This window comes from Streptomyces odonnellii (assembly GCF_000981895.1).
GTDB classification, from domain to species: Bacteria; Actinomycetota; Actinomycetes; order Streptomycetales; family Streptomycetaceae; genus Streptomyces; species Streptomyces odonnellii.
Map to the genome: position 1 here is coordinate 1 of NZ_LATD01000122.1, position 14,933 is coordinate 14,933.

Annotated in this window: 4 protein-coding genes and 2 pseudogenes; 4 read left to right on the plus strand and 2 right to left on the minus strand. The window is 67.9% G+C overall.

Translation table 11 applies throughout. The features are described 5' to 3' along the window. Together WH07_RS13180 and WH07_RS13185 are read left to right on the plus strand one after the other, a co-directional pair. Window positions 1-314, plus strand: a 314-nt coding sequence (locus WH07_RS13180) for a winged helix-turn-helix domain-containing protein (protein ID WP_046499817.1), incomplete at its 5' end; no start/stop codon positions are given. Beyond that, the gene (locus tag WH07_RS13185; protein WP_046499819.1) at window positions 311-901 is read left to right on the plus strand and encodes a transposase; all 591 of its coding nucleotides are present in this window, start codon (window positions 311-313) and stop codon (window positions 899-901) included. The genes WH07_RS13180 and WH07_RS13185, both read left to right, overlap by 4 nt. Before the next feature lie 14 nt (window positions 902-915). Here the strand turns inward: WH07_RS13185 and WH07_RS13190 are convergent, their stop codons facing one another. Then, window positions 916-2,598, minus strand: a complete 1,683-nt coding sequence (locus WH07_RS13190) for an ISAzo13 family transposase (RefSeq protein WP_046499821.1) — start codon at window positions 2,596-2,598, stop codon at window positions 916-918. Between the two features lie 489 nt (window positions 2,599-3,087). Here WH07_RS13190 and WH07_RS13200 point away from each other — a divergent pair, with 489 nt between their 5' ends. Continuing rightward, window positions 3,088-3,654: a hypothetical protein gene (locus tag WH07_RS13200; RefSeq protein WP_046499825.1), complete on the plus strand. Its 567-nt coding sequence runs from the start codon at window positions 3,088-3,090 to the stop codon at window positions 3,652-3,654. Window positions 3,655-4,533: 879 nt separating this feature from the next. On the opposite strand, the pseudogene WH07_RS13205 reads toward WH07_RS13200, so the two are convergent. Continuing rightward, window positions 4,534-10,547: pseudogene (locus WH07_RS13205) on the minus strand (RHS repeat-associated core domain-containing protein); the annotation flags it as partial. Between the two features lie 461 nt (window positions 10,548-11,008). Here WH07_RS13205 and WH07_RS13210 point away from each other — a divergent pair. Further along, a pseudogene (locus tag WH07_RS13210) lies at window positions 11,009-14,522 on the plus strand (DNRLRE domain-containing protein). Window positions 14,523-14,933 lie beyond the last annotated feature (411 nt).

A 14,933-nucleotide genomic window follows, 5' to 3' on the forward strand; every position in this document is an offset into this window, starting at 1 on the left:
CCCTGCGGCGGCGTGCGGCCACCGGTCGCCCGCCCAAGCTGGACGACGCCCAGGCCGAGACCGTCCGGGCCGCGTTGGCGCGAGGTGCCCAGGCTCATGGTTTCGAGGCCGACCTGTGGACCCTGGAGCGAGTCGGCACCGTCGTGGAGCAAATAACGGGGGTGGTGTTGTCGAGGGCGTCGGTGTGGCGGCTGCTGACCGGCCGGCTCGGATGGAGTCTGCAACGGCCCGAGCGGCGGGCGGTCGAGCGGGACGAGTCCGAGATCGCCCGCTGGATCGCGCACGAGTGGCCGCGCATCAAAAAGGGGCCGTGAACACACGTGCCTGGATCGTCTTCCTCGACGAATCAGGTATCTCCCTGCTGCCTCAGATCCGCCGCACCTACGCACCCCGAGGACGGACCCCGCTGCTGCAGCACCGCCTGAACTGGAAACGGGCGTCGATGGCCGGCGCCCTGGGCTACCACTCCACCGATCCCGAACGCGGCGCCCGTCTGTGCTTCCACCTCAAGCCCGGCAGCTACGACACCACCGCCCTCATCGAAGTCCTCGACCAGATGAAGGCGTTCTACCGCGGCGGGCAAGTGGTCCTGGTCCGGGACGGCCTGTCCGCCCACTGGAGCCGGGCGATACGGGCCTGGGCCGCCGAGCAGGACTGGCTCACCCTGGAGCGATTACCCGCCTACGCTCCCGAGCTCAACCCGGTGGAACTGCTGTGGTCCTCCCTGAAGAAGCGCGGACTCGCCAACCTCGCCGGCGACCACCTCGCCGATGTCGCCGACGCCACCGAACAAGGCATCCACCGCATCAACCACAACCCACAACTGCCATGGTCCTTTCTCGCCCACACCGGCCTCACCATCCACCCAGCACACCCACCGAACTTACGAAAAGATCAGTAAGGGCCTGCCGGAAATTAACGTGTCGGTTTGATCTTTGTAGGGGTGCTGTTCGCGAGGAACGCGGTGATGTCGGCGGGTGTGCGGAACCTGGCTGTCGAGGGCGGGATGGTGCGGCCGTGCTCGGCCAGGAGGGGCTTGATCTGGTGAATGGCCCTGGTGAGAGTGCTGCCGTTGACTCCGAAAAGTTGGGCCAGAAGGTCTCGGGTGCTGATTTCGCGTAGGTAGAGGACGGTGGCCAGCACTCTGTCGGAGCTGGTCAGCTTGTCCTGGCCCCCTGCCCCACGAGCACGGATTCGCTCAGCTCCTCGCTGTTGGAACCGGGATCGCTCACGTAACTCCTCCAGCGGCTGCGACAGTTGGCCGATGAGTTCGTCCAGCGCAGGTTCGGGCATGCCAGTGAGTTCTGGGCTGCGCAGATACCTAGTGCAGGGCTGTGGGGACGAAGCGCTGGTCGGCCGCGGGCCTTGGTCCGCGGTGGTGACGCAGGGCTGAGGTCGCAGGGTGTAGTTCCAGTCGCCGTGGAAGCGGTGCCGGTGTATGGGCAGGGCGTCGATGTCGCTGTCGGTGACTTTGATTCCGGTGTTGTAGGTGCTGGGGTCGAGTTCGGCGTAGACGGTCAGCCCCGTGCGGGTAGTGGTCGCTGCAATGCTGTCGATGATGACATCGTGGCTGGTCAGCGGGCGGCCGCGCCAGTTCATAGAGATGTGGGAGAACAGCCGGTGCTCGATCTTGTTCCACTTCGAGGTGCCCGGTGGCATGTGGCAAACGGTGATTTCGAGGCCGGTCTGGGTGGCCAGGGCGGCGAGTTCGGTCTTCCAGGCGCGGGTGCGGTAGCCGTTGGAGCCGCCTGCGTCCGCGGTGATCAGCAGGCGTGCGGCAGCTGGGTAGTCGTGTCGGCCTCGGGCCTGCCACCAGCGGCGGATGGAGGCGACGGCGAACGCGGTGGTGTCGTGATCGGTGCCGACGCTGACCCAGCCGGTATTCGCTGCGATGTCGTAGATTCCGTAGGGGATCGCCTTGCCCGGCCCTTGTCGGTCCAGGAAATCGTGTGTTTTGACCCGCACCGGCTCACCGGGCGGCCGCCACTGGTGGCCTGCGTTCTTGTAGTCGCCGATCAGTTCCTTCTTCTTCGCGTCCACACTGATCACAGGCTCACCGTCGGCCATGTGTTCTTTGGCCTGCTCGTTGATGTAGCAGAACTGGGCGTCGCGGTCCGGGTGTTGCTTGCCCTCAAGGGTCTTGGTGCCGGCCTGCAGGCTGAAGCCCTCCTCGCGCAGCAGGGCGCCGACGGTGTCCGCACCGACTCTGTGCCCTTGCCGGGTGAGCTCCGCCGCCAGATTCCTGGTCGACTTCACCGTCCAGCGCAGCGGCGACATCGGATCGCCCCGCTCATCGGGTTCCACCAGTGCCAGCAGCGCGGGCCGCAGCCCGGGGTCAAGATCCACGGCCTTCTTCCGACCGCCACCAGACCTGCGTACCCGACCCAATGGGTCTTCGCCGGCTTCCAACTCGGCCACACCTTTGCGGACTGTCGCCTCGCTGACCTCGGCCGTCCGCGCCACCGCCCGGATACCTCCGTGACCCAGGATCCGAGCCTCGGCCCCCATCAGCAGCCGCCGCTGCCGCTCGTCCAGATGCGGAAGCAACACCTCGAACTTCACGGCCAGTTGGTCACAAACTTCACCAGACACACCCATACCAGATCAACGATCTGAACCATGCGAAGCAACACGTTAATTTCTGGCAGGCCCTTAAGCGCCTCGGGCTCACGTGATCACGAAACAGACATCAGCAGACTTCACCGAAGCCCTGGGCTGGGACCGGCGGCCGCCGACGGTGATGCACGCGAACAGGTGGAGGATGCGCCAGCGTCTGGCCCCGGGCGACTTCCGGGGCATGTTCGCACCGTTCCCGACTGGTCTGTTCTGCACCCGCGGACGCCGCCGGAAGTCGAAGGCATCGCCGCCTGCTTCCTGCACGTCCCCGACGTGGAGGGGCTCCTGGATGACGGCTGCCTCGGTCTTCGACGTGATCACCCAGGCCAGGCCATCACACCGCCCAGAAACACGTGCCCGCTGCCCTCGTACGCCCCTCGCTCCTGCTGGCCGCCCGGCATCCCGTGCAGCCCTGAAGCGCTCCGAGGCTACCCGGGCCAGGGCCACCGGGCGGAGAAACGAGGTGACAGAATGGCTGCCATGTCCAACTCATATGCCCAGCCCATCCTCAGAACGGCTGACCTCTCAGAGGGACTACGGGTTGTCGAGCGACTGCTCGCGCTCGCCGATCTCGAGGATCTCGAAGTCGATTTCGAGGTACGGATCTCCTCGGAGCGGACCCTCTCACCGCTGCTGAAGTTGTTTCCGGATGCCAAGTGGTGGGCCGAAGGCGACGGACACGGCTCATCGGCGAAGGGCGACGATCCGTCGGCGCACCTGCCCATCCTGTTGAGGCGCTGGGCCAGGTCACCGGAGACCGTGAACCCGTTCCTCGACGCGGTGGGCGACAGCCCGGCCACAGTGCGGTGGGATTTCACGGCCTGGCCCGAGGCCCCTGAAGTGGGCCTGGGCAGAGGGGGGGCCAGAGGCGCGTTCGTGACGCTGTGCGTGAACGCCCGCGATCTCGACCTGGAGGAACCCGCGAACGATCACACGGTGTTCGTCCACGTCAAGCAGTTCGAGTCCGAACGCGCGCCGTGGCTGGCCGCGCAGGTCGGACTGCGGGTGATCGGCGACCTGGTGATGGCTCCGTACTGAGCGCCTGCCGTGCACAGCGGTGCGCCCCGCCGGAGTTCTCCGGCGGGGCGCACCGATCCGATCGGGGCCTGCTCAGGCGCAGTTGCTCGGATCGCAGGTACCGTCGTACGCCGGGGCTTCCACTGCCTCGTGGAATCCGAACGGGTCGAAGAAGTCCTTGCCCATCTCCACGAGACCGCCGGCGACGCCGAAGCTCCGCACATAGCTGTTGGTCTGGGCGAACGGCATCAGCGATCCCGCCACCCCCAGCACACGGCCGCGAATCCTCGGGCTGACCCGGGCGGAGTTCGCTCCTCCGGTCGCTCCGTTGAAGACCCTGCCCGTATCGAATCCGCTTTCGGGATGGATCACCCGGACCCGGGAGTCTCCGGCGTAGCTATCGGCCACCTCCTTGGCCTGGTTGGCGCTTCGGGCGACATACACCACACCGTTCGTCTGTTTCTTGTCGGTCGGGTCCATCTTTCCTTCGATGTCGCCCCGAATTTGGGCGAGAGGTTTTCCGTCCTTGGAACTCGTCGCGTCGAAGTCGGTCACGTCGACGATCTTTCCGTCCTCGTAGGTGACCTTGATGAAGTCGGACGTGGTCCCGTTGAACCGGAGCTTTCCGTCCTTGTCCGTGAACGTGCCCTTTTTCACGAGCGGCTTGTCTTCAATCTGCGACAAATAGATCTCACCGGTTCCCCTGCGGGAGCCGTCGGTGTAGATTCCCGCCGCCCTGAGGTCGTCGTTCAGCGCCTTCAGAGCGGCTACCGCGTAAGAGTTGTCGGGTGTCCCGCCGATGAGGTGTCCGATTCCGTACTCGTCATAGATCGCCGTACGGCCGTCCGACAGCTTCGTCTGTGTCAGCCTGGGCGTGGGCTTGCTGGGCTTGCTCGGTCCGCCGCCCATGTCGTCGAGCATCAAGCCAGTGGGGTCGCTCTTGCTGATGGGGCTGTTGTTGCTGTAGGCGTAGCCGTTCATCTGGAGCGGGTCGGCGATGTCGATGACCGGGTCGGCCGAGAGGAAGCGGCCGGACGCCTGGTCGTACTCGCGGGCACCGATATGGGTGAGACCGGTCGCGGCGTCGTCGATGCCGACGCCCAGATAGCCGCGCTTGTTGGGCCAGCTCGCCGGCTTGGTGCCACGGATCTCGCCGTACGGCTTGTAGGCACGGCGCGCCACCGGCTGGGTGCCGGACAGTTCGATCGCGGTGCCGGCCGTGCCGAGGTGGTCGGCGAGCAGCACATTGATCACGTGGCCGGTGGTCGCGCCGTTGGCCGCGGTCCGGACTACGGTCGGGGCACCCGCCTGGGCATAGGCGCGGGCGGCCTTGGTGATCGCCCCGCTCGCATTCGTCGTCACCTCGGTCTCGCCCAGGTACAGGGTCGATCCCGTCGCCGAGTTCTCCAGGAGGCGGCTGCCGTCGGCGTCGTACACGTACGTGGTCTTGTTGCCGTCGTCCGTGATCGTGTCGAGGCGGTTCTCCTGCGTCCAGGTCAGACTCTGCCCGGTGTTGTACAGGTCACGGACCTCGGTGTTGCCGGCCGCGTCGTAGGTGTAGGCGCTGCCCTTGCCGGAGGGGCTGGAGCTGATCCAGTCCACGGTGTGGGGCCGCTCGCCGTCGTAGCCGTACTTGTAGGAAACGTTCTTCGTGGCGTCGGCCCGGTTGAGTTCCGTCAGGGAGGCGCGGTTGCCGAGCCAGTCGAAGGTGAAGGACTGGCGGTAGGCGGTGGCGTCCGTGGAGACGGTCGCCGTATCGGGTGCCGCGGCGGCCAGGCTCGACGTCAGTGAGGCGTCGGGGCTGGAGGTGTCGGCCGCCGCGTCGGGGGCGTCGGCCACCGGGCCTGTCGATGCCTCATAGTCGGTGCGGTGGCCCCAGGTCGTGCCGTTCGACGCCTTGCAGCCGGTGGACTTGCCGTCGGGGGTGATGTTCGAGGTCCAGGCGTTCACCAGCTCGCCCATGGCGTCATAGGTGAAGCACTGGTTGTCCCAGGTGGTGCCCGATGCCTCGGTCAGGCTCCGGGCACTGGAGGTGATGGTGCCCGAGGCGTCGTACGAGTAGTAGCTGTCGGTGATGCGGTGCGGGCCCGCGGTCTCCCGGTCGGCGACCGTGCGCTGGAGGCGGCCGGTGTGCGGGTCCATGAAGTTGGTCGTCCAGACGCGGGCCGGCTGGGAGCCGGAGACCGTGCGCAGGGGCTCGCCGAACGGCGAGTAGGTGACGTCCGAGGTGTACCAGGCGCGTCCTGAGGTGGACTCGGCCAGGCCGTCGCTGTTGTAGCGCGTGATGACCTTCTCGGCGGCCAGTCCGCCGACGCGGGCAGGGTGACCGACAGCGGCTTTCCGCTGACCGGTGTGTAGGCAAACGCGTAGGCGTAGGTGCCGGAGACGCCCGTGGTCATGGAGTTGGACGGGATGACCGTCTCGCGGCCCGTGAGCCGGTACTCGGTGTCGTAGCCCGTGACCCTGTTGATGTAGTCGCCGCTCGCGGTGTGCCGGATGGAGGCCACCGGCTTGCCGAGCGCGCCGGGCAGACTGTCGTAGGTGAACTCCTTGACGGGTGTGGCGGTCTCGGACCCCTCACGGATCCTGGCGATCCGGCCCAGTACGTCGTACTCGGTATGGGTCGTCTTCCCACGGGAGTTGGTCACCTTGTCGGGCCGGTCGGCGGCGTCGTACCAGGTGTCGGTCTCGCCGGTGTCCGGGTCGGTGGCGGAGGTCACCCGGCCGCGCGCATCGTATGTGTACGACCAGATGTTGCCGGCGGGGTCGGTGACCTTGGTGCGGTTGCCGCGGGCGTCGTACTCGTAGGTGGTCGAGCGTCCGGTGTCGGAGGAGGAGTCGGCGCGGTTGTAGTGCAGTACGGAGGTGACCCGGCCGAGGGCGTCGGTGTAGGTCCGGGTACGGGGGGCGGTGCCGCCGGCCGGGTCCACGTAGGTGCTGGTGTCGCTGTAGTACGTGTAGGTCGCGTACCGGTAGTCGCCGTCGAAGTAGGTCGACTGGCGGACCGGCCGCTCCATGCCGTCGTAGCGGGTCTTGTTCCAGCTGGGAATCGAGTAGGTCGACTTGGGGCTGAACAGTTCGGGAGCGGGATCGCCCTTGGCCAGATAGCCGGCCGTCTGCTCGTCGACCAGTCCGTGGTCGTCGTACGAGGTGTCCGTGACGATCCGGCCGGGGCCGTGGGCCTCTTCCTGGGTCTGGGCCTTGCGCATCAGGCCGTCGTAGATCGTGATCTGCTTGCTGTAGGTGCCGTCGTCCTTGAGCGTCCTGACGGTGACCGCCGCCGGGCGCGTCCGTTCGGAGGTGGCAATGGCGTTCTGGTACTCGATCAGGACATCCGCGGACTTCCCGCCGGACGACCGGGACGCCGACCAGCCCTTCACCGAGCGTCCGAGGGCGTCGTACTCGGTCTTCGTCACCCGCCCGTTGGGGTCGGTGACCGTGAGCGCCAGGCTGCGGCCCGGGTCGAAGGCCGTGACTGTGGCGTGCCCCTTGGCGTTGATCGCCTTGATCGAGGTGACCGGGCCGCCCGCCTCCGGTGTGTACTGGGTCTCGGTCGTCCCCTCACCGGGCTCGGTGACGGTGCGCGTGCGGCCCAGGTCGTCGTAGGTCGTCTCGGTGACCCGTGAGTAGGAGGTGCCTGCGCCGTCGATCTCGGCCGCGGAGGAGATCTCACCCACCGTCGGGGTCGCCCCGTACGCCAGCTTGTCGTAGCTGAAGCGGACCGCGGACTTGAGCAGCTTGGCGGGGTCCGCCGTGTCGTGGTTCGCGCAGGAGGTGCCTGTGGTGCGCCGCTCCTTGGCCAGACCGATCAGCCACGCGGAGGTGTTGTGCACGTACGAAGTCTTGGCGCAGGTCTGGTCGGAGAGGGTCTCGCCGCCGGAGCCGTTGGGTTTCACCACGGCCGTCTCCACCTGGTACGGCAGGCCGTAGGTGTCGTCGAACGAGGTGAGCGTGCGCACGGACCGCCAGCTCGTGTCGACCGTCTGGATCTCGTCGGTGCGCTTGACGCCGGCGCGATGGGCGACGAGCGGTTCGAGATCCGTGCCGGTCTCGGCCTCGCGGGCGCGGGACGCGGTCTGCTTGGACCAGGGGTAGTTCAGGGTGCGCTCCTGCACCCGTTTGTCGGAGTTGAGGTACGTAATGCTCTCGGCCGTCAAGCCCGCGTACTGCGGCGCGTCGTCCTCGACCAGCGTGTATGTGCCCGCCGAGTCCTTGACCGCACCGCCGACACCCTGGAAGTAGCGCGTCACGGAGTACGACTGGGCCTGGGGGTCGCCCTGCTGGGAGCTGGACTTGCTGCCCTTGGTGACGGCCACCTCGCGGTAACCGCGCCAGTCGCTGTAGGTCTGCAGGGCGGGCCGGGTGAACTCGTCGACGCTCTTGGCCCAGGCGGGGCCGGTGTACTTGTACGTCGTGTGGATGGGCTTGCCGTGCGAGGTGACCTTGTCGGTCTCGGTCACGGACTGGACGACGTACTTGTTGAACCAGGACTTCGCGGGCGTCTTCTCGTCACCGTCGGGCGACCAGCGCACCGGGAAGCAGGTGCCGTTGCTCCTGCCCTTGTCCTCTGCCGGTTCGCTGGCGCAGCCGCCCGTGTACTCGACCTCGATGTCACCGCCGTACTCGGTGGCGACGGTGCCGATGCGGGGCCGGGTGAACCCCGGGCGCTGGTCGTTCGGGCCGCTCAGGACCAGGTTCGGCAGCTGGCGGTCGAGCAGACGGGTGCGCAGCGGCGAGGTGGCGCCGACCGAGTATTCGGCGAAGCTGACGCCGTCACTGTGCTGGAGGGTGCCGGTGGTGTCGCCGGGGGCGAAGCCGCGGCGGGTGACCGAGTTCAGCCAGAGGCCCGGGGAGGTGTCGTACCAGTCCTCGGGGAAGGACTGGTGGAGCGCGTACGTGTCGACCTTGCCGAGACCGGTCTGGCCGGCGCGGGCGCCCTTCGTCGTGACGGTGTCCAGGCGCATCTGCGTCCAGAAGGACGGGAAGGGCGGGCAGAGCTTCGACGACGACTTGCAGTTGAGGTTACCGGGCGTGTCCCACCAGGGGCGGTACGCGCCGGGGTCGTCGGTCTTGGCGAAGTTGGCCGCGTCGCACGCCGTCTCCGACTTCAGGCAGCGCTGTTTCACACCGAACTCGACCGTCGCCGAGGGCTTGGTCAGGTCCGCGCGCATGCCGTACTCGATGACCGTCGGGTAGGCGAAGCGGTCGTACTGCTCGGGCGACTTGAACTTCTTCTTGACCGCGTAGTGGTTGGTCTCCTGCTTCCAGCTGACGACCATCGTGTTGCCGTGCGTGTCGACGACCTTGTCCAGACCCCAGCGCCATGCCTGCTTCTTGCCAGCGCCGCAACGGGAGTCGGCGAAGGCCGTGGCGTGGCAGGGCTCGCCCGGGTGGTTACCGAAGACGGGAACGGTGGAGACCGAGCCCGTGTCGGCGTGGCCGCCGCCGACCTGGTTGAGACCGTAGTAGTACCTGGTGCCGTCGGTGGTGGTGACGACCCAGTACTCACCGTTGTTGTCACCGTTGCTGCCGCCGGTCCTGTGCTCGACCCGGGTGCCGTCGTCCTGCTGGGGGCGGTAGACCTCGGTGTCGGTCTCGGGGTCGCTGCCGGCCGGCGCGTCCCGGACCAGTTCCGCGGTCTTGCCCGCCAGGGACATCACCGCGTTGTACGACGTCCAGCACAGGTCGGACGTCTTGTCCTTCTTAGTGGTGTTGTTGGGTCCCCCGGAGTTCAGTGTCTTGCGGTCGTCCTTGCAGGTCCGGTAACGGCGCTCGATATGGCCGGGGTCGTACTCCCAGCCCTCACCGATCCAGGAGGACTGGGGTGAGGCGACAGCGGTACGGCCGTCCACGGCCTGGGAGTTGTAGGTGAGGGAGACACCGGGGACCGGGCCTGCGGGCGCCGCCGGAACCGCCAGCGGGTAGGACCAGGTGAACGCGCCCGAGGAACCGCCCGCCTCCCACGTGCCGTTGGAGGCCAGGGGGGTGGCTTTGAAGGTGCCGCCCACGCCCCCGCCGGAATCGACCGCGCCGATCACGGCGGAGTCACCTGCCGCCGCGACCCGGGTGGCCGAGGGGGTCTTCGATGTGCGGTAGGCGGCCTGGACGACCGACGGACCGTCGGAGGCGGCGGGCCCCCCGGCCGATGTCTGGGAGACCGTCCCGTCCGCCGCCGTGTCTACCGTCGCCGTGATCGACTGCGCCGTGGTGTCGTTGGCGGTCTCCAGTTCCTCGTACTCCTGGCACGACTCGACATCCGGCGTGGTCAGGTAGCACTCGGGGAACTGGACGAATCGCAGCCGGGAGGCCCAGTCGGCGCCGTAGAGGTTCTTGAACTCCGCATAGTCGAGCTCGACGGAGATCGGGACGGAGCCGGTCGCGGGAGCCTGAACCTTGACGACGGCGCCGTCGATGCCCTGGGAGACGGCGGCGGCGCGGTCGTAGACCTGGACGCTCCATGTGCCGGTCGGCGCGGCCTGGTCCGGGGCCTGGCCGAGACGGACGGGAAGGCCCGGGACGGGAGCGAGGCCGGCCTGTCGGGCTGACGTGCCGGCCTGGCTCATGGCCGCCGCCGAGCCGAAGCTCACCGTGCCGGCGGCGGGTGCGGGAGCCGTGGCCGTGCCGGCCGGGGCCTGCTCCAGATCCTCGGGAACCTCCACCTTCAGGGACTCCAGGTCCCGCTCGAAGGTGTTGCCCGTGACGGTCTCGTCCTGGTCGAGCGCTTCCAGGTCGAGGGTCTCGCGGCCCTTCTCGGCAACCAAGGGATCGGGCGGCACGGCCAGTGACTGGGCCGGCAGCAGGGCGATGAGCAGAGCCGAACCGATGGCCGGTACGGCGACCGTGCCCAGACGGCGCGCACGGCGACGGCAGACATGAGAAATGCGACCGAACACGGCGAGGTCCCCCCGGACCATTCAGGGCGGGACCAGGAACGGACCACGCGTGATGGCGTATCAGATTCCTCAGAGTCTGTGACGGATCTGTGAAGTTTCGCTAGATCAACTGTGTGGATGTGATGATCACCACGGCGTGTAAGAGGATGAAGCGGTCAGTGACGAACAGACTCGTGATTTCGGAGGTATAGGAGAGTGCTCTCTCTGCAGGGCTAATCACATAATTCACCGGTTTTCCCTGCAAACAGTCATCGAATCAAGGGAGTTGAGGACCGGTTCACGGCTTTTGCCGGTGAAATCGGTCGGCCGTTCGGGGGGTTGCCGCCACTCACCCGACGACCCGCACGGCCCGCGTGGTTGATCCGCTCTCACCCGGGCCACGGCTGCGCAGCGTGACGGCAGTCCGCTCATAAGTCATCATCGGCACGCCCGGCCGAGCCCTGTCCCGTGCCGGTTCCAAGGGGGGAAGGGGAACTCGCCCGATGATGCGCAAGGAGCGCAACCGGTTTGGTGTGCCCGGAAGACGGACCACCGCCGCCGTACTGACCGCGGCTCTCGCCGCCACTGGCATCACCTTCATCGGCCTCGGCCTGGACCACTCCGACCGCGGGGGCGCACCGAGGGAGGACCGGACGACCGCTCCGGTCACCGAGGCCGCCGCGCTGGCGAGGGCGGTGAAGACCGGGAAGACCGTCGAGGTCACCGCGGCGCGTACCGCGAGGTCGACCACCTGGGCGCGGCCCGACGGGTTCCTGGCCAAAAAGCTGTACTCCTCGCCGATCCTGGCCAAGGTGGGCGGCGAGTGGAGACCCGTCGACTACGACCTCCGGCGCACGGAGGCAGGCTGGGAGCCGACGTCGACGAACGCCCGCATGGTGTTCTCGGCGGGATCGAAGGCGGACGGTGAGGACTCAGACCGGTGACGGCGCTGCGGCCCCCAGTGGCGACGACCGCGCCTCGCGCTCCGGCGTCCACCGGATCTCCCTGGTCAAGGGCGTCCACACCGCCACCGCGGCCGACACCGCGAGCCCCCTGGTCGCCCTCACCGTCGACGGCTACACCATCCAGCTGACCTGGCCGGGCGCGATCCCCACGCCGATCATCGACGGCTCGCGCGCGCTGTACCCGGAGATCTTCCCGGGCGCCGACCTCGTCCTGACCGCCGACGACGAGGGCTTCGCCCAGCTGCTCGTGCTCAAGAACCGCGCGGCCGCTGCCGACCCCCGGGCTCAGCAGGTGTCGTACGGCATCACCGCCGACGAGCTGACCTTCCGACTCGACGCGGTCACCGGCGTGCTGAGGGCAGAAGACCCCTACGCGGACGAGGTCGCGGTCTCGCCAACCCCACTGATGTGGGACAGCACCGGTTCACCGGCGGTCACCGACGGCGGTGTCGGCGCCACCGCGCAGCCGACCGCCGAGGAGAGCCCGCAGCCGAGCATGTCGGTCTCGGACGAGCCGAGCGGCAGCGCGAGCCCGACCGAGGAGCTGATCGAGACCGACGAGCAGAGCGACACCTCCCCCGAGACCCTCCCGCCGGCCTCCGACGGCCCCGAACCCACGCTGTCGGATTCACCCCTGCCGTCCGCCCCGGCCGAGCCGACGCCCGCGCCCTCGCAGACCGGTTCCTCGGCGACGCTCGGCCTGCCCGGGCTCGACGGACCCTCGCCGGACTCGCGCGGTGAGCTGGTCGAGCCAGATCTGTCCGGCGCGAACTGGGTGCTCACGCCCGACGCGGACTTCCTCAACGACCCGGCCACCACCTACCCGGTGTTCATCGACCCGTCGATGAAGAAGCACACACAGAGCTGGACCACCGCGTACAGCCGCCACCCCAACGCCACGTTCTACAACGGCAAGGGCTTCAACAAGGGCGGTACGCACGAGGCCCGGATCGGCTTCGAGTCGGACACCTGGGGCACCTCACGCTCGTACTTCAACATCGCCTTCGACAAGGACCTCAAGGGCACGAAAATCACAAGTGCGAAGCTGCGCATACTGGAGACATACGCCTGGTCGTGCAGCGCCCGCTCGATGAGCGTGCACCTCACGGGCGCGGTCAACGGGCACACCAACTGGAAGAACGCACCCAAGCTGCACGACGGCAACAAGTTCGCGTCCAAGAGCTTCGCGCACGGCTACAAATCCGGGTGCCGGGACGCGTACGAGACCTTCGATGTGCGCAAGGCCGCGCAGAAGAGGGCCGACGAGGGCAAGGACTCGATCACGTTCGGTCTGCGCGCCACCGACGAGCACTCGCAGTACTCGTGGAAGAAGATCCAGGCGAACGGCGACAACGCCCCGGTCCTGGAACTGGTCTACAACCGCAAGCCGACCATCGACTCCAAGTCGCTCGACCTCGGCCCGGACGCCAAGTGCACCACCACCGAGCCGTACGTCCGCATGGGCGCGGGAAGCCTGACCTTCACCGCGCGAGGGGCCGACAAGGACAGGAACCTCGACCACCTGGACTTCGACCTGTGGCCGCATGGCAAGTGGGACGCCGTCGGTGACCTGCTGGGCTACACGGGCAAGGTCTCGGTCGGCGGCGACAAGGACACGGCGCTGCGCACCACCAGCGCGTTCCCCACGAGCAGGCTCACCAACGGCACCCTCTACTCGTGGCGGGTGCGGGCCCTGGACGACGCCAACGCCAGCTCCGCCTACACACCGGCCAAGACACCGTGCCGCTTCGTGCTCGACACCACCGCGCCCAAGCCTCCGAAGGTCAGCTCCACGGACTTCCCGAACGCCGACGGCGCCGAGAACGGCTTCGGCAACGACGCCGAGGACGCCAACTGGTCCACGAAGAAGTTCGGCACGGCCGGTTCGTTCACTGTGCGCGCGCTCAACACGGACGTCGTCCGCTACGAGTACGGCTTCAACTCACCGAGCTACCCGTTCTCGCTGAGCCGTGTCTCCGGTACGGCCACGACGGTCAGCGCAACACTTGCGAACGCGAAGCCGCCAGCGGCCGGACCCAATGTGCTGTACGTACGGGACGTCGACAGCGCGGGCAATCCCTCGCAGCCGACCAAGTACTTCTTCTACGTCACCCCGCGCGACCAGGCCGACGCCCCCGGAGACTTCACGGGCGACAAGCTGCCCGACCTGATGGTCGTCACGGACGCCGGCAATCTGGCCATGTACTCCTCCCAGGCCACCAACGACCTTGCCAAGGGCACCGGCGACCTGGACTACTCGATGCCGGGCGCCTACCGGGCCAACCCCGACAAGGACCCGAACGGCGACAACCTGCCACCGTTCGCCGCCGCACCCTCCGGTCACTTCAAGGGCGCCCTGATCACCCACAACGGCGACATCTATGGCGGTGACGGCCTCCAGGACCTGGTCGTCCGGCTCGGCGACAAGCTGTGGGTGTACCCCGGCGACGGCTACGGCGCGACCGACATCGACCGCAGGGTGGAGATCCTCCTCCCGTCCAACGCGCCGAGTCCCGCGTCCCTCACCCAGATCGTCTCGGCGGGTGACACCACCGGGGACGGCCGCACGGACTTCTTCGCCACCACGGGCGACGAGCTGTGGGCCTTCACGGGGTACCACGGCGCCAGCATCGAACAGGCGGTCCGGCTGTCCGGCTCAGCCTGGACCGAGCGGGACATCGTCACCGTAGCGGACATCAGCGGCGACGGCGCGACGGACCTGGTGTTCCGCAGCGACGTCTCCGGCCGACTCCTCTTCCGCAAGGGCATCAAGGCGAGCAGCGGCGGCACCGACCTGAACTCCCTGGCCACGGCCGCCAACTCCGCCGACGCCGAGGACGCCATCTACGGCGCCTCGGGCTGGGACAGCGGCAGCATCTACCTGCTCATCGGCACACCGGACGCCAACAGCGACTCCATCCCCGACATCTGGACCGTCCACACCAACGGCACCGTACGGTTCTACGCCGGAAGCCGCACGGCCCTCTCGGGCTCGGGCACCGAGGTCATCTCGACGGCGAGCTACTGGAAGACCCGGATCGCCATCGGCTGAGGCGCGGTCAGGGGATTACGGTGAGGGGCTGGCCGCGGAGGACGCGGCCAGCCCCTCACCGAACAGCGGCAAGCCACTGCCCGGAGCCGTCATCAACATCACCCCGACCGGCGGTAACGGCGTCCTGGAGGAGGGCCAGTGCAGCCAAAACGGCGCGCTCACCGGGCCCGCCCTGGACGACAAGGAGCGCCAGCCATCCGTACGACAGGGGGACCAGTGCGACAGATGAACCGAGGTCCGGCTTCGGAGGTGCGGGCTGAACCGAAGCAGAGACATGGCAGCCGCGCAATCGTCCTTGAGTCCCGCCCCCGGGAAACCGAGGACGCCAGGGTTCCGGTCGACGCGTCGGGTCAAGCGATCCCGCTCTGCCGCTTCGGCTGCGGTCAGCCCGCAAGCCTTCAGGACCCGAAG